The sequence below is a fragment of the Paenirhizobium naphthalenivorans genome, from assembly GCF_007992095.1.
In the GTDB taxonomy this organism is placed as follows: domain Bacteria; phylum Pseudomonadota; class Alphaproteobacteria; order Rhizobiales; family Rhizobiaceae; genus Allorhizobium; species Allorhizobium naphthalenivorans.
Genome location: NZ_BJZP01000020.1, coordinates 1 through 21,335, shown reverse-complemented (window position 1 = coordinate 21,335; position 21,335 = coordinate 1). Strand labels below are relative to the sequence as shown.

19 protein-coding genes are annotated in these 21,335 nt (G+C 56.9%); 13 read left to right on the top strand and 6 right to left on the bottom strand.

Annotated elements, in window-relative coordinates; translation table 11 throughout:
• The first annotated feature begins 8 nt into the window (after positions 1-8).
• The 12 genes from RNA01_RS17015 to RNA01_RS16960 all read left to right on the top strand — a co-directional run bounded on the left by RNA01_RS17015 (position 9) and on the right by RNA01_RS16960 (position 14,499).
• Positions 9-704 carry a GNAT family N-acyltransferase gene (locus RNA01_RS17015; protein ID WP_170253504.1) on the top strand — a complete coding sequence of 232 codons (696 nt, stop codon included), beginning with the start codon at positions 9-11 and terminating at the stop codon, positions 702-704.
• A complete protein-coding gene (locus tag RNA01_RS17010) occupies positions 697-1,572 on the top strand; it encodes a DMT family transporter (RefSeq protein WP_147181413.1) in 876 nt (291 codons plus the stop codon). The genes RNA01_RS17015 and RNA01_RS17010 overlap by 8 nt, the downstream gene beginning before the upstream one ends.
• A gap of 39 nt (positions 1,573-1,611) precedes the next feature.
• Positions 1,612-2,883, top strand: a complete 1,272-nt coding sequence (ectB, locus tag RNA01_RS17005) for a diaminobutyrate--2-oxoglutarate transaminase (RefSeq protein WP_147181412.1) — start codon at positions 1,612-1,614, stop codon at positions 2,881-2,883.
• Between the two features lie 23 nt (positions 2,884-2,906).
• On the top strand, positions 2,907-4,550 hold the full coding sequence (locus tag RNA01_RS17000) for a long-chain fatty acid--CoA ligase (RefSeq protein ID WP_147181411.1): 1,644 nt from the start codon (positions 2,907-2,909) through the stop codon (positions 4,548-4,550).
• 142 nt (positions 4,551-4,692) lie between these two features.
• Complete coding sequence (locus tag RNA01_RS16995) at positions 4,693-5,544, top strand: formate/nitrite transporter family protein (RefSeq protein WP_235916728.1); 852 nt, start codon at positions 4,693-4,695, stop codon at positions 5,542-5,544.
• 316 nt (positions 5,545-5,860) lie between these two features.
• Complete coding sequence (yhhA, locus tag RNA01_RS16990) at positions 5,861-6,040, top strand: YhhA family cyclophane-containing RiPP (protein ID WP_147181410.1); 180 nt, start codon at positions 5,861-5,863, stop codon at positions 6,038-6,040.
• 15 nt (positions 6,041-6,055) lie between these two features.
• Complete coding sequence (gene yhhB / locus RNA01_RS16985) at positions 6,056-8,203, top strand: cyclophane-forming radical SAM/SPASM peptide maturase YhhB (protein ID WP_147181409.1); 2,148 nt, start codon at positions 6,056-6,058, stop codon at positions 8,201-8,203.
• Positions 8,204-8,205: 2 nt separating this feature from the next.
• Positions 8,206-9,195 (top strand): hypothetical protein, encoded by a 990-nt coding sequence (locus RNA01_RS16980; RefSeq protein WP_147181408.1) that lies wholly within the window; start codon positions 8,206-8,208, stop codon positions 9,193-9,195.
• A gap of 190 nt (positions 9,196-9,385) precedes the next feature.
• Positions 9,386-9,676, top strand: coding sequence for a GNAT family N-acetyltransferase (locus tag RNA01_RS16975; RefSeq protein WP_147181407.1), 291 nt, complete (start codon positions 9,386-9,388; stop codon positions 9,674-9,676).
• Between the two features lie 21 nt (positions 9,677-9,697).
• Complete coding sequence (locus RNA01_RS16970; protein WP_147181406.1) at positions 9,698-10,813, top strand: glycosyltransferase family 2 protein; 1,116 nt, start codon at positions 9,698-9,700, stop codon at positions 10,811-10,813.
• 178 nt (positions 10,814-10,991) lie between these two features.
• A complete protein-coding gene (locus RNA01_RS16965) occupies positions 10,992-12,062 on the top strand; it encodes an AAA family ATPase (protein WP_170253503.1) in 1,071 nt (356 codons plus the stop codon).
• 142 nt (positions 12,063-12,204) lie between these two features.
• Positions 12,205-14,499 carry a S8 family peptidase gene (locus RNA01_RS16960; RefSeq protein WP_235916713.1) on the top strand — a complete coding sequence of 765 codons (2,295 nt, stop codon included), beginning with the start codon at positions 12,205-12,207 and terminating at the stop codon, positions 14,497-14,499.
• A 53-nt stretch (positions 14,500-14,552) separates the two neighbouring features.
• Here the strand turns inward: RNA01_RS16960 and RNA01_RS16955 are convergent, their stop codons facing one another.
• The 3 genes from RNA01_RS16955 to RNA01_RS23735 are packed head-to-tail and all read right to left on the bottom strand — an operon-like array spanning position 14,553 to position 17,810.
• Positions 14,553-15,017, bottom strand: a complete 465-nt coding sequence (locus RNA01_RS16955; RefSeq protein ID WP_170253502.1) for a Mov34/MPN/PAD-1 family protein — start codon at positions 15,015-15,017, stop codon at positions 14,553-14,555.
• Positions 15,002-16,684 (bottom strand): ThiF family adenylyltransferase, encoded by a 1,683-nt coding sequence (locus RNA01_RS16950; protein ID WP_170253501.1) that lies wholly within the window; start codon positions 16,682-16,684, stop codon positions 15,002-15,004. The genes RNA01_RS16955 and RNA01_RS16950 overlap by 16 nt, the downstream gene beginning before the upstream one ends.
• Complete coding sequence (locus RNA01_RS23735) at positions 16,677-17,810, bottom strand: CBASS cGAMP synthase (RefSeq protein ID WP_170253500.1); 1,134 nt, start codon at positions 17,808-17,810, stop codon at positions 16,677-16,679. Before RNA01_RS23735 ends, RNA01_RS16950 begins: the two co-directional genes overlap by 8 nt.
• Positions 17,811-17,935: 125 nt before the next feature.
• On the opposite strand from RNA01_RS23735, the gene RNA01_RS16945 reads away from it, so the two are divergent.
• Positions 17,936-18,916, top strand: coding sequence for a CBASS cGAMP-activated phospholipase (locus RNA01_RS16945; RefSeq protein WP_147181402.1), 981 nt, complete (start codon positions 17,936-17,938; stop codon positions 18,914-18,916).
• A gap of 63 nt (positions 18,917-18,979) precedes the next feature.
• On the opposite strand, the gene RNA01_RS24455 is transcribed toward RNA01_RS16945, so the two are convergent.
• The 3 genes from RNA01_RS24455 to RNA01_RS16935 all read right to left on the bottom strand — a co-directional run bounded on the left by RNA01_RS24455 (position 18,980) and on the right by RNA01_RS16935 (position 21,257).
• Positions 18,980-19,408: a Cap15 family cyclic dinucleotide receptor domain-containing protein gene (locus RNA01_RS24455; protein WP_431308593.1), complete on the bottom strand. Its 429-nt coding sequence runs from the start codon at positions 19,406-19,408 to the stop codon at positions 18,980-18,982.
• Positions 19,409-19,572: 164 nt separating this feature from the next.
• The gene (locus RNA01_RS16940; RefSeq protein ID WP_147181401.1) at positions 19,573-20,016 is read right to left on the bottom strand and encodes a hypothetical protein; all 444 of its coding nucleotides are present in this window, start codon (positions 20,014-20,016) and stop codon (positions 19,573-19,575) included.
• Between the two features lie 101 nt (positions 20,017-20,117).
• A complete protein-coding gene (locus RNA01_RS16935; protein ID WP_147181400.1) occupies positions 20,118-21,257 on the bottom strand; it encodes an RHE_PE00001 family protein in 1,140 nt (379 codons plus the stop codon).
• Positions 21,258-21,335 lie beyond the last annotated feature (78 nt).

Sequence of the window (21,335 nt, the reverse complement as noted above, 5' to 3'; positions counted from 1 at the left end):
GAGAAGGCATGTCCCAGGATTCTGTTGTAACCCGGCTGGCGAACACTGAAGCAGATATGCTGGGGGTCACCTCTCTATGGCGCACGGTGTACGGAAACGAGTTTGGATGGTTGAGCGCCCAAGCAGATCCGTACAACGACGGCTTCCACGATCGTTCGACCTATTATGTCGCGTGGCTCAATGACGCGCTCCCTATCGGCACCATGCGCATTGTCAAAGCGCATGAGATGGGCTTCCACATTACTGACGCAGTCGATGTGCGCACCCTTTCGAGCCGGCAGCCAAAGGTCGTCGAAGTGCAGCGCCTGATGGTTATGCCGGACTTCAGGGACAAACGTTTTCCGGGAGCACCGTTCGGCGTCTACGGTTGTATGGTGAAGGCATGCCTCCATCATGCAATCGCCAATGGTATCGATGTGGTCCTCGCCGATTGCCATCGCGATATGACTATCAGTCCTTTGAAGTCCATGAAACAGATGGGCTTCATCGAAACTGGCGACACTTACGTCGACAGCATGAACGGTTTGGTCTGCGTCATTCTCACGATCGACACGAAGACCTGGCTTCGGAACATCTACACCAATCAAAACAACTTCAATCGATATCTCCTGGATATCGGCGAATGGTCGGTCATCCAATCGGACACCATGAACGCAATTGGTCTGACCGGCCTACCGATAGAGAAAGAGCACGCCCATGCTTGAGACAAGAAACACCGCAGTCATCCAGCGACCGGGGGAGATCGTCGGCATTCTAACGATTGTCGCCGCACTTCAAATTCTGCCCTTCTCCGACATCATGGCCAAATATCTTTCGCTAGGCTTGCCAATCATTCAGGTCATTTGGGGCCGATTTTTCTTCCACTGTATCGCTACCGGTGCTTATTCGTCCGTCGTCTACGGTCCGCGATACCTCAGGCCGACTCTATCGGCGATGTTGGTGTTGCGAAGCGCTGCACTGTTCGCCGCAGTGGCATTGTTTTATGTGACAATCCACTATCTCCCGCTGACGACGTCGCTGACACTTTGGTTCGTCGAACCGTTTATCCTGACTTTGATGGCGGCTGTGATCCTGAAGGAAAAGGTATCGTCCTATCAATGGCTGGCCGTTCTGGTTGGATTCATCGGGATCCTCGTCGCCACACGGCCGACGCTCGTCGCATGGCATTGGGCGTACCTGGTCGGATTGCTCGCCGGTTTCTTTTATGCGCTTTTCCTCTTCTTGACGCGCTTCATTGATACAAAAGTGCCGGCAGTCGTTTCCGTCTATCATACTGGGCTCGTTGGTGGGGTGATCGCTTCCTTCGCAGTTATCCCCTATTGGACCAATCCGCTGCCTGGGCAATGGGTTCTGCTGATTGCCACCGGCATTGTGGCGGCAGTTGCGCACCTCCTCATTATAAAGTCTTTCGAGCGGGCAAGCGCGAGCACGATCGCACCCTTTACCTATACCGAAATTATTATGGGCGCCGTGCTGGGATACCTTGTCTTCTCAGACATGCCGGACGTCTGGGTGTTCGCTGGCCTCGCCATTGTCGTCGGATCAGGCATCGCGCTAGCGAAAGGGAAGTGAGCAGTCACTAATTGGGAATTTCAATCAAGGGAGGCTGGGATGGACCAGGTGTTGAATTGCGCAGAATCGGAAGTTCGTAGCTATTGCCGGTCCTATCCGGCGACCTTCTCAGCCGCGAGAGGCTCACACCTGGTGACGGAAGAAGGCGGGCAGTATCTCGACTTCCTCTCCGGATGTGGCTCACTTAATTACGGACACAACAATCCGATCCTGAAGTCGGCCCTCTTGAAGTATCTCGCTGCCGACGGAATTACGCTGGGGCTGGATCTCAAAACAACGGCGAAAAATGCGTTTATGGAAGCCTTTGCCAAGCGGGTCCTTGTGCCTCGGTCGCTTTCCTATCGCATGCAGTTTCCCGGCCCGACTGGTGCAAATGCGGTCGAAGCAGCGATAAAGCTTGCGCGTAAGGTGACGGGACGAACCAACGTCATCGCCTTCACAAACGGATTTCACGGTTGTTCCCTGGGAGCGTTGGCGCTTACAGCGAATTCCTACAATCGAGGATCGTCAGCTCCGTTGCTGACGGGAGTTCATCGAGCGCTTTACGACGGCTACCTTGGGCCAGATATCGACACCGCCGACATTCTCAGACGCCAGCTCGATGACCCCTCAGGTGGGGTAGACAAACCGGCTGCGATCATCCTTGAGATTGTCCAAGGAGAAGGCGGCCTGAACGTAGCAAGTCGCGGGTGGCTGCAGAAGATCGCAGCCATTGCGACTGAACATGGTGCCTTACTGATTGTCGACGAGATTCAGGCCGGCTGCGGACGATTAGGACGTTTTTTCAGCTTCGAAGACTACGACGTCGTCCCCGACATTGTCACGATGGCGAAATCTGCGTCGGGTTTCGGATTGCCGATGTCGTTGGTACTTCTGAAACCACACCTGGATGTTTGGCAACCGGGAGAACACAACGGAACATTCCGCGGCAACAACCACGCTTTCGTCACTGCCGCTGCTGCGATCGAGCATTATTGGGGTGAGGATGCGTTCGAGAGCGAGGTCCGGCGCAAGAGCCGCCTCTTGCTGGACCTGCTGACGGACTACTGCGACAACCGGCCATTCCAACCGAAGGGAACTGGCCTCATGCAGGGGATTGACGTCAAGGATCCCGTGCTCGCTGCTCGAGTCAAGGTGGAAGCTTATCAGCAGCGGCTCATTGTCGAATTGTGCGGCCCCTTTGACGAGGTCATCAAACTGATGCCGCCGCTGACGATCCTGGAATCTGAATTGATTGCGGGAACGAAACAGCTTCTCTCGATAATCGATGATGTGGCGGATGCAGCGATCTGCAGTCCTCAGAGCCGATAAGTGAGCTAGGGGAGGAGATCGACGTGCACGGATTGATGATGGATTATCCCTTGCTGCTATCGTCAGTGCTGCGGCATGCCGCAAGCTATCATGGCGACACGGAAATCGTTTCTCGCACTCCCGAGGGAGGTATCCACCGCTATTCCTACGCTGACCTCCACCGTCGCAGTCAAGCGCTTGCGAACGCGTTGGTGAATTTGGGATTGAGGCAGGGCGACAGGGTGGGGACGCTCGCATGGAACGACTTTCGGCATATGGAACTCTACTATGGCGTCTCCGGTTCCGGCTTTGTCTGCCATACAATTAATCCTCGCCTGTTCATCCGCCAGATCGACTACATTGTAGATCACGGCGATGATCGGGTGATCTTTGCCGATCCGTCCTTCCTGCCAATTCTTGAGCAACTTGCGCACAAACTCGAAAAGATGGTGGCAGTGGTCCTGATGACCGATGAAGAGCACATGGCGAAGTCTTCGGCGCTCCCTGCCGTGATGTGTTACGAAACGTTCTTGGCTGGGGGTGCCGAGGCGTTCGATTGGCCCGTGTTTGACGAGAATACAGCCTCCGGTCTCTGCTATACGTCTGGCACGACCGGCGACCCCAAGGGCGTGCTGTATAGCCACCGATCTTCCGTGCTTCACGCAATGGCTATCTGTGCCCCCGATGTATTGGGTTTCTCAGCCAGTGATGTTGTAGCGCCCGTTGTTCCCATGTTTCATGTGAACGCATGGGGCTTTCCCTATGCTGCGCCGATGGTAGGCGCAAAGCTTGTCCTTCCAGGACCACGGCTCGACCCCGCCAGCCTGTATTCTCTTTTTGAGGCAGAGGGGGTGACGTTTGCGGCAGGTGTGCCGACGGTTTGGCTCAGTCTACTGGATTGGACCGACGCGCAACATCAAAAGTTCGCAAAGCTTGAACGCGTTGCAATCGGTGGGTCGGCGGTACCGCCTGTCATGGTTGCTCGGTGGCAGGACAAGGGAATTAAAGTCCACCACGCATGGGGGATGACAGAAACGAGCCCAGTTGGCCTATCGGCCACGCTGAAAGGCAAGCATTCTTATCTTTCGGACGCGGACAAACGAAACCTGCAGATAAAGCAAGGCCGACCGGTGTTCGGAATGGAATTCCGTATTGAGGGTTCGGACGGAAGTGAGATCCTCAAGGACGGCAAAGATATCGGCTCGATGAAGGTCCGTGGCCCCTGGGTAGCAAAGTCCTACTTCAACGCTCCGGAAAGCGCCGGCCACGCGGCGGACGCCTGGTTTGATACTGGGGATGTCGTCACGATGGATCCAGATGGGTTCGTGCAAATCGTGGATCGCACCAAAGACCTCGTAAAATCAGGCGGCGAGTGGATCAGCTCAATTGAGTTGGAGAATATTGCCCAAGGGCATCCAGCGATCAAGGAGGCGGCGGTCGTTGCCAGGCCGGATAAGGTATGGGGCGAACGACCTGTTTTGGTTGCCGTTCTCATGCCGGGATCGGAATTCACGCGAGGTGATCTGGCCCCTCTTTATGACGGCAAAGTTCCTAAGTGGACCATTCCAGACGACGTCTATATCGTCTCGGAGCTTCCTCACACAGCAACCGGAAAGATTGCCAAAGTCGTCATACGGCAGACCGTAATTGATAGTGAGGCAACGAGTATCCCCGAGAACGCGGCCTGACAACGGGCGCGTCGCGAGGGGAGTTCGACGCCAACATGCCTACTGGTTTGAGAGGGCATCACCGCCATGATCTCTAACTCGATCTAATCGGAAGAGCGTGCTCCGCTCGATCCAACGACTTTGTTCAGGGAGACGAGCTGAAATGTCCTACGTCAATCCAACCGAGTTCGTGGTGAAAATGATCGATGCCGGAACGGCAAAGATATTCATGTCCACGCATGACATACTGATCCGGGCCTTCATGGCGGGCGCCATTCTCGCATTGTCTGCGGCCTTTGCGGTTACGATCACCGTGCAGACGGGGGAACCGTTGGCCGGTGCCATACTGTTTCCGGTTGGCTTCTGCCTCCTCTATCTGATGGGTTTCGACCTTTTGACCGGCGTCTTCACGCTTGCGCCGCTTGCCCTCATCGATAAGCGAAAAGGTGTTACAGCGGCCGGCGTGCTGCGCAATTGGTGGCTGGTTTTCATCGGTAACTTTGCCGGTGCATTCATGGTGGCAGCTATGATGGCTATCATTTTTACTTTCGGCTTCAGCGAGCCTCCCAACGAGGTTGGACAGAAGATCGGCCATATCGGTGAAGGTCGCACGTTGGGCTACGCGGCGCACGGCGCGGCCGGCATGCTGACGCTCTTCATCCGCGCCGTGCTTTGCAACTGGATGGTTTCGACAGGCGTTGTCGCTGCGATGATGTCAACTTCCGTATCAGGGAAGGTCATCGGCATGTGGATGCCGATCATGCTCTTTTTCTACATGGGCTTCGAGCATTCGATCGTTAACATGTTCCTGTTCCCATCCGGCCTGATGCTTGGCGGCAAATTCTCGATGATGGACTATTTTATCTGGAATGAGATTCCCACGGTTGTGGGCAATCTCGTCGGGGGCCTTACCTTTGTTGGCCTGACGCTCTATTCCACGCATGGCCGCAAGCGCGCGGAGCCGCCGCAACAAGGCAACGGTTTGATTGATGTGGCCGGAGTTCCCGCAGAGTAAGCGACAAGCACCGATCCGTCGGGAACTGTCGGCTCTTGAACGGAATCGAACCGAGAACATCTTACCGCGCCGCTCAAAACTCAGTAATATCAAAAGGGTGATAATAGCAGGCTGCGGAAATGAACTGACTTCTGATTTCACGACAAGTTCAAAGTATATGAACGTTAGCTTCCATGTCTCCAATGCTAGCGCCGCCTCCTTGCAACTATTTCCAATGCGACGATCCAATAATTTTCAGATCGGGATTGTGCTTTGAAGGGATTGCAACTTTGCGCGAACCGTATACCTTGAATCTATTGCAAATCGGAGATCCAAGATGTCTGACGTTCTGCAGGAAGAAAAAGTCGCTGACGACGCTGTGAAGGCCTCTGTTTTGCGCAGTGAATCGCTTAACCCGGCTATTCAGCGTTTACGTAGCCGCGTCCTTGCCAATGCAGAGACGAGTGAAGTCATCACTAGCTACGACCGCATGCATCATCGGCATAATCGTTCTTAGTAGAGCGGCTGTGCCGTGACCGCGCGCATTACGTCGTTCCTGGTCAAGATAGCCTCACGCTGCAATCTCGATTGTGACTATTGTTACGTGTATCACCACGCCGATCAGAGCTGGAGATCCATGCCCAAAACTATGTCTCCTGATATAAAGCAGGCGTTTGCCGACCGTCTGGCGGAATACGTGGAAGATGAGGGGCTGCGACGAGCCGTCATCATTTTTCATGGTGGCGAACCTCTGTTGGCCGGAGTCGGAAGCATTACCGACTTTGCTGAACAGTTGCGTCATGCCGTTGGCCCGGATGTAAAACTGGATTTCGCGATGCAGACAAACGGTCTGCTCATCACCGACGCGGTTCTGACAGCGCTCGACGCAGCCGACATTTCGGTCTCATTGAGTCTTGACGGCTCAAAGGTCGACAATGATCGGCATCGCTCCACGCGCAAGGGGCGGTCAAGCTTTGATAGGGTAATGGAAGCCTATCACCGACTAGAGGCCCATCCCAAGATTTTCGCTGGTGTCATCGCGGTGATCGACGCAAAGTCTGATCCGGAGAACCTTCTCGCTTTTTTCAACGACATCAACCCGCCGAAGCTCGATTTGCTGCTGCCAGACGCTCATCATGTGCGTCCACCGCCTGGTCGGGAGGCCGAGCCTGAGATTTATAAAGATTGGCTCATCCGCGCGTTCGACTGCTGGTTCGATCGCTATCCTCACATACCGCTCCGAACCTTCGAAGCTCTCCTTGACGCCGCGGCGGGCTTGCCCTCGGCGACAGATGCCTTTGGCTTCGGTGACGTCAATCTGTTATCGATCGAGACAGACGGCGGCTATCACGATCTGGATGTATTGAAGATCGTCGGCGATGGCATTTCCGATCTGCATGGCTCTGTGCGGGATATGGCAATTAGCGCAGCAGCTGCCTCTCCGGTAATCGAGCGGCACCGAGCTCTTCTCAACAAGGAGGGCCTCAGCGAAAGCTGTCTCAGCTGCCAGGTCGTAGACATCTGCGGAGGTGGATCGGTACCTCACCGCTTCAGCGCCGATGGATTCAACAACCCCTCGACTTACTGCGGGGAACTCTTTGCGCTGATTTCACATGTCAAAGCGCGCCTCGTGCAGGATCTGACCGCCGAGGAAGAGGATCTGTCGAACCGCCTTTCGGAAACCTTCAATCTCAGCGAATTCGAGCGGGCGGAGACCGCCGGCCCGGCCATGGCAGTCCTTCGAGCGGATGCCGACCTGACCTATACCGAACGACTTCGTCAGGTGTTGGCTGAGCTGGAAAAGACCGGACCTGAGGCAACAGAGATCGCCCGCGAACTCGCCGGGCTTGGCGTAGATGCATTCGCACGCCTTGCGAGACGGCCCGGAATGGTCGCCTGGAGCCAAGCGTTTCTTGCGCAGGCGCGGGGCCGCCAGATACACGACGTCGACGGTAAGCCGATATTTGCCGACATCGCCTATCTCGTCGATGTCCTGAATTCCTATGCCCCAAGCGCGGCTATCAAATGGGACGTCGCACAGAACGATGCCTGGCTCAAGCTGCCATTCGGAGACCAGATCATTTTCGAACGTGAGAATGTTGCAGCGGTTGCTCGCAAAGTGGTTGAAGAAGCCTTCGAAATCGTCCGCAGCTGGCGTCCGGCTCTTGCCGAGGAAATGCTGCTAGCGTGCCAGGCGGTCCAGTTTGTCCGCGATCCGACCGCGGATCCGGAAAAGATCGTCTCCTTCAGCGACGATTCCGTGCCTGGAACCCTGTTCGTCTCGGTCATGCAGGACGGAAAGCTGATCGATCCCTTCGATCTCGCCGACTCGCTAGTCCACGAGCATCGCCATCAGAAGCTCTATCTGCTCGAACGCTTAGGCCCCACCGTTAGCCGCTTTGCGCCTCGGGTAGTCTCTCCATGGCGGGCCGACCTTCGGCCTCCGTCAGGATTGCTTCACGCTGTCTTCGTCTTCGTTGAGCTGCATCGCCTATGGCAGCACATCCTCGCCCACGGGCCTGCCCATATGAAGGAGCGCGCAACAAAACAACTGCGCGATACCGAGCGCAACCTCAACCTCGGAGTTGCGACGTTGCGTCAATGCGAGCTGACGGAACTGGGGCGCGCCCTGACTGATGTCCTGGAGGCGGTCAGCCACCAGGCGCCGGTCGCTGCCTGATCATGCGAATCGCGCTGGGCTCCCTTCCCTCCGAGCCCGGCAAGCGCCATGCCGCCCTTCGCGATTATTTCTGTGATATTGATGCACACGCTATCGATTGCGGCGACGGATGGGAGCTGAGCCTGGCCTGGCCGGCCGATCCGGAACGTCATGTGGATCCCGCCCTCGCCGCCGGTCTTGCCTGGTGGGGCGGGGATGTGCGGTATGAGACTACGTTCGCGGCACAACGCAGAAGCGGCAAGCTCTTGCGTTGCCTCTATGACAGTTGGACACTGGCGAGTTGGAGCGAATGGATGACGCGTCAGTCCGACCCCGAACGGCAGCCTGTCATCCTACATATCGACGATCATCGCGACCTCGGATCACCGCGCCTGCGGGTCGAAATGGATGGCTGGTCCGATATGATCGGCGGCAACGCGGTTACTCTGTCGGATCCCATTTCCGTGACGAACGCCGTCACCAGCGGCGCGATCGGCATGGGAAGTTTTATGACCCCTTTCCTGCATCGCTTTCCCGGATGCGAGGTTCGGCATCTCTGCCAGCCGCCGAAGGCTCAGTCCACCAAGATCTTCCGAATTGAGCCGGGCTTGGTTTCCGACAACCTGCTTGACCCGCTCGCCTGCCGTCCGTCCGTGACGCTCCGAGATTTGGAGCCGCGCACCGGGCCGTCGACATATCTGTTGACCCCAAACATCGAAGACTGGCTCGCTGACACGCAGGATCGGCGTTATCTTCTGCATATCGACTTGGACTATTTCAACAATCGTTATGATGGGGACAGCGATTGGTCGCTGCACGCGTCGCCGCTTGATCCCCCACGAGACGTCATCATGGCACGGATCGATGAGCTGACACGCGTGTTGAGCCCACCCGATATTGCAGCCCGCATCGATGACGTCGTGATCGCCTTTTCACCCGGCTTCTTCCCGGCCGAGTTCTGGCAGGAGGCTGATCGACGCCTTGTCGACGGGCTGGGATTGAGCGATGGCTAGGACAATCGACCAGCGAGCAAAACTGGCCAATCGGCGCGCGACGCCGCGACCGTCACCACGGGTCGCGAGCCGGGAGCCGGTCGCTGCCAATCAAGTCGCCCTCGTGCGAACACCTGGAACCAAAGGACGAGGCGGTGGACGTGACGGCGAAGCCTGGCGCATCGAGGTCGATGGCAAACGTTGCGGGACCGTGTTCATCAATCTGATCGACACGCCGCAACTGGGGCTGCATGCTTCACTACAGATCTATCTCAATTTGGCCAGTCAGGGCCGGCACATAGGACAGATTGCCTATGCCAAGGCGGCACGCGCCAGCCGCTACGACACAATCTATGCTCATATGCAGAAGGCGAACATCGCCTCGGCCCGAGCCGCCGAGCAAGCCGGTTTTGTCGATGCGACAGCACCGCAAGAACGTCAGAAAGTGATGGTTTGGCGCCGGAAATCCGACGGCCAAGGAGGTCTTGCGGAAGAAACCTGACTCTCGTGGGAGGACGCGCCGATGCTAACTTCAGTGGTCATGCCCTGTCTCAACGAGCGAGGAACACTTGAGACCTCGCTGGACTCGCTCCGATTGGGGTCCGGAGGGCACGGCGGCGGGCATGCGATCTTCATCCTGGTCGACAATGGCTCGACCGATGGCACATTGGACATGATGCGTGCCATTAAGGAACGCGCGGCACCAGGTGAAATCATCGTCTGCGAAGAACCAGTCAAAGGCTATGTGCCGGCAAGATCCCGTGGGATAGCGGCTGCCGCGGACATCGCGCGCGAGCAGAACGTCGAGGCCGACAATCTTTTGATCATCCAGGTTGACGCGGACACCCTTTATGATCCGGGCTATGTTGCCGCCATGCAGGCCGTAGCCTCGACCCAATCGAAGAATGTGATGTTGGAAGGCACCACCCATCCACCGCATCAGTTTCTCAAAGGGCATCCGGGCTTTGTGAACCTCGCTAACGAAACGGACGCGGCATTGGAGGACTGGATAGCCGATGATAGCGCAGATGTCGTCATCGATGACAAGGTTTCCGGTTTCTTCTACTCCGCCTATTTGGACTGGGGTGGTCATCAACGGGACTATGACCGCAACGGTCACGAAATCTTTGCCGAAACATCGCGGCTTTTTCTTCGTGGCAAGCGTACCGGCGCGCAGCGTGTTCGAGTAGATACCGCATCGGCAGCGCCGTCTCGACGAAAGATCCTGCGCAACCCCGTTAGACATTTCGCAACGGCCGGCTTCCCCCGCAACAATGCCTGGTGGCGTGAGTGGAACGGCCGCAATTCCGGGGTCCGGGATCTCGCGACATTCGAGGCATCGGACCCGCAACTCGCCTTGAATGCCGCGGTCCGCACGCGGCAGGCTCATATTGTCGGTCTGTTTTGGCTTCTGCCAATGCTTGTGCAGCAGATATGCGCTCCCGGCGGCGATGATTTCAAAAGAGGTCCGGGTAGCCGCGAGAGAGCTGGTCCAATCTCAAACGATACATTGAACAATCCCGGCGCACTGCTCGAACAGGTTCTGCGCAAAGTCGATGAATGGTCAGCCGATGTGTATTTTTCACCGACCGAACTTGGACCCGACGTGAGGGATCGTCTCTATTTCACTCTGCCGTGAGAAAGGAACCGAAGCGTTGGCGGGTCAAGCGTCGCTGTCATGCCGCAATTGGCACTCACGAATTTATGTATAACCGCGCGGCGATTTCGCTCGGGGGCTGGCATAGGAAGACTTTATAAACTATTTGCGCTAAGATTCGAAAAGCGAACAAACAGGAAACACTAAGTCAGTCGACGATATGGCCCGTAGCGATCTTCTCATTTCCCTTGTAAGGGCCGGTGCAGCTGGCGATCGGGCGACGCTGAAGTCAGCAGCCGAGGCGCTGGTCGCGGAAGAACGCGCAAAAAACCATCACGGAGTTGCGGACCGACTTGAGCGTGCGCTGGCCGCGGTAAGCGTAACACCGCCGGCATTGACGTCAAATTCTTCGCAAGCCGGCTCTGGCAAGGACACCATTCTCGAACTCGAGCCTCGCATCCAGCTGAGCGAGCTGATGCTGCCGCTGCCTGTTGAACAGGGCGGCAGGCAACTGATCGAGGAACATACGCGCGCCGATGTTCTGCGGGCTCATGGTTACGAGCCTCGTCACCGCGTGCTTCTGTCAGGACCGCCCGGCAACGGCAAGACTTCGTTTGCCGAAGCCGTGGCCGAATCGCTGGGTCTGCCATTTTTCGTGGTGAGGTATGACGCGCTAATTGGTAGCTATCTTGGCGAGACGAACGCGCGCCTGCGCAAGCTTTTCGACTATGTGCGCACACGGCCTAGCGTCCTCTTCTTCGATGAGTTCGATGCTATAGGCAAAGAACGAGGTGACACGCACGAGACCGGCGAAATCAAGCGCGTGGTTTCCTTTCTGCTCATGCAGCTCGACCAGCTTCCGAGTTATGTGGTTGTGATCGCCGCGACCAATCATGCCGAATTGCTCGACCGAGCGGTCTGGCGCCGCTTCCAGATGCGGCTCGGTTTTCCAGCTCCTGACCGCCAGCGTATTGAAGGATTTCTCAATCGGGTCATTTCTCAATGGCCCGATCTTCCTAAAGCAACTTCGAAGACTATCAGTGGGAAACTGGGTACCGTAAGTTTTGCAGAGGCTTTGGATTTCTGCCAAAACGTGCGAAGAAGACAGATACTGGGCTTGGGGGAGCTTTCTGTCGATGACGCTTTGCGTTCTGAGCTTGACCTCTGGGCCACACGCGTGGGACCGGAAATTCTGAATGGTGAGCGATCCGACCAGACCAATCCTGAGACTGCGTCCAAGCGCGGCGGTTCCAAGACAAATCGGCAGGCCGGCAAACATCCAGAGACCTGAGCCTTTCGCAAGGCAGCGACAGGATCAGCAGTTTACTCCAACGTTCCGGCGTCTGACCGAGGTCCTGCAACGGGATCCAACGGGGCTCTCCCTGCGCGCCGATCCCACGGCGCTTGCTCCGGAAAGGCTTCTCGTCTTCGAAGTGAAAGGCGACATCGCGAATTTTGCGCGTGCCATCAACAATATTCCCGGTCTGGAATTGATCGATGAGGAAGAGCTTCCGAGCGACGAAGACAAGTCGCCCTTCGCTTACCTGCTTGTTCCCGATCTCATCGCCCTGCGCCAGATCGAATCGTTATGGCGCAACTGGGTTGCGGGACGAACGCTTCCAACCGGCTATACGCCATGGCGCGACGTTTTTGCCTGCCTTCGCGACCTGCGCGTCTGGGGACCGGCCGATCGAGTTCAGCCCTTGGATGCCGGGATCCTGGAGGAAGAAATCGACGGGCGGGACGACGACGAGCTGATTCCCCTCGAGATCGAGCTCATCTTCCGCTCGGCGACGAACGCCGGTGTTGTGAGCGAAGTCGCCGTCTCGAATGCTGTCGCCCAGGCGGGCGGACGTGTCATCCATCGTGCCCGTATCGACGACATTGCCTACCACGCCATTCTCGCCGAAATACCCGTTGCTTCGATCCGGAGCGTTATCACTCGGCAACCTGGCAGCTTGGCCGGTGTCGAGCCGATCATGCATATCAGACCGCAGAGCCTCGTGACCGGCATCGAAGCCAATGACAGCCTGCCGCCGTCCGCGCCAGCCGCGGAGGTGCAGGTGAGCCCTGCATCGATTCTTGCACTCCTAGACGGAGTGCCCGTCGCGGGTCATCCCCTTTTGAGGCGACACCTCAAGGTCGAGGACCATTTTGGTCTCGAGCCCGACGCTCTGGTTGCGCAGCGGGTGCATGGGTCGGCAATGGCCTCCCTTATCGTTCACGGTGACCGCAACCGGCCGGAACCGCCGCTGCCTCGCCAGATCCATTGCATCCCGGTCATGGGCAACAACGACCGATTTCCATCCGACCGCTTGATTGTTGACCTAATTTACCAGGCGGTGCTGCAGATGCGTGGCGGTGCGCAGCCATCGGCTCCGTGGGTCATTATCGTCAACATCTCGCTTGGAAACGTCAGGCGGCCGTTTCATGGTCAGCTATCTCCATGGGCGCGACTTCTCGACCGGCTGGCCTATCGGTTCGGAATACTTTTTTTGGTCAGCGCAGGAAATGTTACCTCCAGCTTTCCCATTCCGGCATTCGATACGCGCGCCGCGTTCGAGGACGCTCTTCATGGCACCCGTGCCGAAGGTGTCGTGAGTGCGATAGCGGCCATCGTTGCCGATCGGCGGCTTCTCTCCCCGTCGGAGACGGTGAATGGTCTGACGGTTGGTGGCCGGAACCTCGATTGGGTTTCGCAGGCGGACAGGGCGTCGGCCCGCACCAACGTGAACCCGTTCACCGAACTGGATACGGCCAATCCTTCAAGTGCGCTGGGTCCGGGTTTTGCAGATTCCGTCAAACCCGACATCCTTATGCCCGCGGCCCGCGAGCATCTTCGCGTCATCGGGAGCGGAGGGGGCATTATCGTCAGCCCGGCGGGCGCAGCCCGCGGGGCTGGGTTGAAGGTCGCAGCCCCACCACGGCCGGGGATAGAGGGCGGTGAAGCTTTCACCAACGGAACAAGTGCTGCTACTGCGCTTGCTTCGCGTACGGCGCACCGGATTCACGATGCATTGGAAGCCGCCTATGGACAGGAGTTTCTCCAACTGCCTGGGACAGCGCGTGCGGTACTGATCAAGGCTCTCCTGGTTCATCCGGCGCGGTGGCCCGAACAGGCGGCGGCTATGGTCAAGAGGTTGATTGGACCATTTGGGCAAGGACAGGCTTCTCGCCAGAAGGACAATATCCGCAGATTTTTCGGATACGGTGTGTATGACGCGGACGACGCAATCGCCTGCGCGTCCGACCGTGCGACATTCTGGTGCGTCGGTGAACTTGGTCGGGAGCGCAGCGTAGACGTGGTGGTTCCCATTCCCGCTGTCTTGGGCGGCCAGGCACGTCCCCATTCATTTTGCGCGACTCTCGCCTGGTTCACGCCCGTCCTTCCAGGGCGCAAATCCTATCGCGGCGTAAAAATGAAAATATTGGCACCAGACGATCTCGACGAGCTGGCAGTGAAGGGCCACGGTAGCCAACCCGACCTGAACCAGACCAATCGCGGTACCGTCTTCACCCGCCGATGGAGCGGCGATCGGGCGGCGGTGGTCGCTGAGGGCATGACGATCACTCTCAAGGTCCAGCGAGAGCCCGACCCGGGCAATCCGGTGGACGAGACGGTCCCCTTCGGACTGGCGGTTTCACTCGAAATGCCGGGCGAGCTTCGGCTATATGACCAAGTGAGAGCGCGTCTCCAACCGAGGCCGCCACAGCGCGCAACACCATGAGGCAGGGGAATTCCAAGCCCAACCGCAATTTCGGTGACTGGGATGAGTGCGACTCAGCTAACGACCTTCATGGCGGTCACGGAGCCCGCTTGACCTATTCCAGCCCAAAGCGCTTCACGGCCAAAGATAATGAATACCGAAGCAACCGTGTTTTTCATGGTGATGTCTCGCCAGGTTGCGCGGTCAGTACCAGACGGCACCGGAAAATCTTCCGGGTGGGTATGCCACTCTCCAACGAACGTCCTCTTGCCGAGGCTCTTTGTCCAAGCTGTGATTGCGGCTAGCTGGTGACCGCGGTCCTTTCGGTCGAATAGATATGGCTTCCTGACGTCGCCGCGGAGAGGTGTGGTGCAGTCGCTGATTTCGATATGGTCGCCACGGTGGCTGCCGATCAAAATACCCCCCGCTTCCGCTCGCCCCTCGTCACCGACAGTGAAACGCCGCATAACTTCGACGACCGGGCCGGGAAGTAAGACAAACGCGCTCGATCCTATCGAGAAGATCAAATCCGGGTGCATGCTGGACATTCTCGAGAGGGTGCTGGGTTCCCGTCCCTGATTTGATAGGCTTGGGAGGTGTCAAAGAGGTGGGACCGAAAGCGCTGGCCTATCGATCCGGCGGCCCAAGCGAGCGTCATTTCGCAGACAAGAGAAGCCGCTATCACCGACCTGGTCACTGGGTAAGGTATATAGAGCGGGTCGGCGCATTCCATGTTCCGCTCCCGGACCACATCCACTCCTACCCTCAAGGATGGAAATCGGGCAGCTCTTGCAAGATCGGGCTTAAGACATTTCAGGCAAGCATATTCGCGGCTGTCCGTAAAAAGGGCCTGGGCAAGGGCGCCGTTCCCGAGAAGATAGCCGAAGAGAACGGGGGGCCGGTTATCGCCTGACCGGATGGCCCTTTCGTTGATTGCAAGCGACAGCGCCTCTTCTCCCGTGACGTCGATCATCAGGTCGTACGGCAATAATTGTCTCGCGATCACCTTCAATGCGTCCTCAGCCAAAAAATCGATATCGAGCATTGGAAGCTGCTGTTTGATGAAGGCACAGCATCCCTCTGCTTTGTTGGTGTTAATATATGGCAGGCCGAGAAGATGACGCCCGAGGTTGGCGGTTCTTAGCTCGTCGGTGTCGACGATCGTCAGGCGACCGCCATTTGCTCCCGCCCCGGACTGCGCCAACTGATGGGCGAGGAAGCCGCCGATCGTACCAGCGCCGATAAGCAGGATACGTTTTCCCGCAAGATTAGGTTGAGAGCCTAAATTGCGGCTGAATATGTAGTCCGTGTCCGCTGACATTCCGATCGTCCGTTCGATATCGGTCTTTTTCGCAAAGCGATTGAGCGCGGCCGGGATGCTCGTCCGCCGTGACTTCTGGAATTCATCCTTCCGCAGCATGGCTGGAAGTGATGCGCTCAGAATAAATGTTCCGTTCGAAGCCTTTATGGCAACCCATCTCGTCTGCCCTTCTCCCAGGACGAAACTTCTTTCGAGAACACCGACGAGCTCCGGATCCAGCCATTTGAGCCAAACGTTGAGAACCGACAAGTTAGTCGGAGGCCAGTCGGCATCCGGATTGAGCGTAAGCGCCTTCTCTGTTGAAACGACAATGCAGTCCTCACCCTCGGGGATCGATGTGCCGTTGGCGCGATGCGCAGCCAGTAGCCACGACCCGTCTGCGCAGAGGGCACCTGTCGACGCATCACCGCCCCGTAGGTTAAGGTATCGAACTTTTATTCTTCCCGTGAACCCAGGAGGCAGGTCTACGAGCACGAACGAAGATGACCAATAGGCTTGCATTTCGTTCGCGAAATCGGCGTTCGACTTGCCGCGGACAGCCTGGCGCATGACGTCGTCCGCCTGTTCGAGGCACTGAAGAACAGTCCCGCCCGGATTATATCGATCGAGAACGACGGTTCCGGCCGCGTAGTAGCAGAACGAACGCGCTTCATCGAGCAAATGTGGAAGCCTGCGGCCCTTGACGTCATAGCCTTCGTCAACTCGTATTGGCGGGGGCCGGACGAAGTCCAGATCAGTGACGTCAATGCGGACGGGTACCTTTAGTGCGTTCGGATCGAGCGCTCCAAAGTATATTGCGCGCTCGCGGGACCAATCGCGCTGGAAGCCTCTTTGCGTTAGAGCGTCATGGATCCGCCGTCTTGCCGAGACATCGACATCAGCCACTCTGTGATCTTCCGACGACGGGGGCAGCGACCTCTTTTTGGGGTTGGGAAAGCACGGTGACCTTGGCGGTCTCCGCGACGCTGACGAGATCTGGCCTGTCTGGCACGCGCAGGCCGAGCGAGCCTTGCGTTTTGAGAACTGCATGACCGGGATCGGTAACGGTAGCGATCGTCGTGCGCAGGCTGTCTGCGAACTCACGTGCACACTTCGCGGCAATCTTCCTGTCCTCGGTCGAAAGGCGGTTAATATCTTCGTCCGGGTCTGTGGGATTTGCGACGGCACTTTCCAGATAGGCAGGAAGTCTCTCGAGAACAGCGAGCAAGGCTTGGTCCTCACGGTCCGGTATGAACGGCCGCCTGATTTCGTTGAATGCCTTCCAGGCACACACCATCAACAGGATGGAAGACACACTATCCAGCTCAGGTTTATGGTGATCCCGCCAGGCTTTGAGATATCGGCAAATGCGTCGCAGTTTCTCGCCGAAGACTTCGACCGCTGCCAAAAACCACGTCTTGATCTTGCGCGGGTCCGAAACCTTCCAATCTTCTCTGCGATGGGCGAGCAGGACGCTATCCGACGGCAAGGCATCCCAGGTATCGCGGCGGCGATCTTCGGCGAACGTGGCGTTAGCGCTCAGCGCCTTTTCGAGGAGCACGAATTCGGCATCGGGTATCGCGTAAAGGGGAATGTCTATGTGAGCTAAGGAACTGATGACCACGCGGCAGCAGGTGTCCTTTTCTTTGAACTCCCAGCCTTCCTCTTCGGCGAGACCTTTTAGCACACCGTCGACGAATTGGAAGAAAAGGGCGGACGCTTGGGACGGACGGGCTCCTTTGACAAAGGACATCGGCAGATAGCAGCCATCGTCAAGGTCCATCTGCTGCTCGGGTGGCCATGCGGGTTCGTTTAGCGTCTTGTAGGAGTGGCTACCCTGCGTAAAGAATCTAGGTCGGATGGACGTACCGAACAGACCCTTGCTTTTTTCGGCGAATGCGTCTCTGAGCCGGTTGCGTATTTTTTCTTTTGCCTCCAGTAAATCAGCTTTCGCGTCGTCTTCGGGCTCGATCTCCAACAGGAAGGAGACGTCGGCGACAGTCGAGTATAGAAGTTTGGATACGTTTGCCATGTGTCCCGTGTCCCCCGGTCAGTCGGCAGAGATGCGATGTCGAAAATCACTATATATAGTATACGACTTACAATTATTGTGCCATATCTGACATCATGTAGTTATCACCAAAAGAGACTTCAAGTATGGAATTCAGAATTTTGGCGCTCAGCGGAGGTGGATATCGCGGGCTGTATACGATAGCTGTGTTGAAGCATATCGAGCAGCAGGCGGGGCGCCCGATCGGCCAATGCTTCGACATGATCGCAGGCACCTCGATTGGCGGCATCATCGCGATCGGCCTTGCGCTCGGGAAAACCGCGGAAGACATCGAACAGGTATTCCTCAAGCGCGGAGAGGACATATTCCCCCGCAGCAACTGGAAGCTCGGTAGAATCGTGTCACGGCTTCGCAAACCATTCGGAGCGAAGTACCGCAACCGCGAACTGCGCAAAGCGATTGAAGAAGTGATCGGGGATCGCGCACTTATCGCTGACGCGCAGACCCGTTTGCTGATCCCTGCGGTGAATATGAGCGACGGGCAGGTGCAGATGTTTAAGACGCCGCATCACGAGCGGCTCACGTGGGACAGGAATTTGCTAGCTGCGGATGTGGCTATGGCAACCTCCGCCGCCCCATACTTCTTTCCCATGGCAAGTATCAAAAATTCGAACTACGTGGATGGTGGTATAGTGGCGAACGCGCCAGATCTCTGCGCGCTACATGAAGCGATCCATTTTTGCGGACAAGAAATCGAGAACATCCACATCCTCAGCGTCGGCACGACCTCCTCCAAGTTCTCACTGCCGAACTCGCTTGGTAGGGACCTTGGCGCCTTCGCATGGCTTCGAAAGGACCGCCTTCTCTCCACGGTGATGACAAGCCAGCAGCAGCTTGTCCACTTCATGATGACTCATCACCTCAAAGATCGTTATCTCCGGATCGACCGGGAGCCTTCAAGCGAACAAACATCCGATCTCGGGCTCGATATAGCCAATGAAAAACGGCGCGCTACACTGCTTGGGCTCGCGGAAGGCTCCTACAGGAGCTTTACAGCGTCAACACAGCTCAAGGCGTTTCTAGATCATCGGCCGGCTCTTTTGGATTTCCGGGAGGGGTTGGCATGAATGTTTGTTCTAACTCCCGTTATAAAACGTAAGGACACGGGCATGCAGAGCAAATGATAAGTATCAAGCCTCGGCGCGCGTTAGTGTGTAATGTCCCCTCGTATTTGCCTCCGTGAAATAGTTTCCCGACAACACATCGTCATCTGATAGTTGAAGAGACGCTGCTCCATCATATGATTGGGGTGACAGAACGGTATTCGACTTCGGAGTAACCCGAAAGATGTAGAACAGGGTCGGTCGCCCCGATTGCGGGTGCTTTTGCGCGTCAGCGCTGATCGTCACAGAGGAGGAGTCTTTCGCAGATACCTCCATGCTAATCTTGTAAAATGATTGCCGTATCACTGCATCAGCACAAGTTGTTCCCGATTTCCCGTCAACATGAATGTAATCGATTTTCATCCGCCACTTTCCCTCGAGATTCGGAAAGAAGATCTGGTTGAGCGGTGGAATAATCCGCCAGAGCCATTTCCAGAGAAATGAGAAAAAACACATAAGAGCTATTTGAAGGGCCGCCGCATACGCGAATGCAAATTCAGTAGCTCCTCGCAGATCGATGCCAGAACTGTAGGCTCTAGTAGATGCAAACATTACGACCACAAACACCGCGTACACGGTTGCGATGATACCTATTAAACGTGGGAGAGGGACTATTTGAATCATAGGTATTTGGCCGTCACATCTATACCGCTGGTAAAAATTGACTCGCTTAAATCAATACCGATGATGCCAGTGGCAATCACAGACGGCAGCGCCGATCCAAAAGCTGCTGCGAGATACCGACCACCAAATTTCTTCGTTCGGTCGATGGTTACATCTTCCACAATCGGTGGAGAAAAATACTGCGCAACACGCATCAAAGCTCCGCTTGAGGAAATGACATGAAATCCATCGTGGTAGTCGGACGACAGTTGCGAGATTTCTAGCAGAGCATCAACGGTGTTATCGTAATTTAGTAGTGGGGATGCGGTTCGAAGAGGAAAAAGTGGCAGCGAAGCTATGTCGTCCGACATCAATATGCCTATGCCTGAAAAATTGCTGGGAGCTCGCCCTTTTATGGATACGATTATCTCAAACAAAACTCTGATCAATACATCTCTCATTACAGCATCGAAGTGTTCGAAGTTGACTGCAAACCGCTGTTACCCATACCTCCCCGATGCAGCAAATCATAGCTCCGAGAGAGTAGATTGGTGAGCCGGGCTCAAATTATCCCCCATGCTCGAAACCTCCCCCTCCCCGTCATCTCGCGCAGGCCGAGTTCCAAAACGATCCGCCGCGCCGCCTGCGGCGTCACCTCCAGCGTCTTCGCCACCATCCCGGCCGACACCAATGGCTTTGCCATCACCAGCTCGATCAGTTCCGGCAATTTCGAAGACGTCCGGCGACCCTCCAGCTTCCGCTCGAACATCGTGCGCGCCAACGACAGCCGGTCATGCTCTTTCACACCGAGCTCGGCGGCTGCGATCAGGCCGTGAGCAATGGCGAGCAAGCGGGTTTCCCGATCACGATGCCGGCGCCGATCGACGGGAATGGTTTTCAGGCCGAGATTGACAGCGGGGAGGTGCGCACCGGTGGTGATGCCGACCTGCCGTAGGATCGAAGCGGCCAGCAGCCGGCCGAGCCAGGGCGCATGCTGCAGCACCGACAATTCGTTCCAGGCATCAAGGGCAACGATCGCCTGCAGCACAGCCGGCAGGTCCTGAACCTGCCGCAACACGCCGCGCCACTCGTCTAACCTGGCATCTTCGTCCCAATCGAGATCGTAGATCATCGGATCTCTATCTTGGCCGCCGGCGCGACCGGGCCGTGTCGCGTTCTCGATCGCGGCCTCCGATCGGGCGAGCACCGCATCGATGGCGGCATAGTCGACGCCAGGCAGATTTTCGACGTCATCGCCATCCTCTGCCTCCCCTTCCGGATCTGTCGCGACCGGGCGCCGGTTGGCAGCTGCCGGCTCCGCCTCGTCAGCGGCGGCCAACGTGATCTCCGCGGTTTTTCTGAGAGTGCGGACGCCTTCGGCCGAAAGTGCCCAGCCGGGGAGTTGGGCGGCGATGCGCCGGCGGGTGCGAAGCACGTCGCGGGAGATTGTCAGCTCATGGGTGGGTGTGCGAATATCGCGGGTAGCGTCGTGGAGAACGAGGTCTTCGAGATGCACAAGTTCGCCGTCGATCCACAGCGAGGCGCAGGCGTCGGCGAAATGGGTGCGCTCAATCCAGCCCTGACCAACCGGTGAGCGGGCGATGCGCTCGTCCAAACGCGTCAGAGCGATACCGGCGCGAAAAGCCGGGTCCATCAGGGCTGTCATGCTGATTTTCGTTAGATCGTAAGCCATTGAAATCATGGTAAATGATTTGCTATAGGAACTCTATATGAATATTATGGTTCCTCACATGGTATGATTGGTGGTTGGCACTCTAAG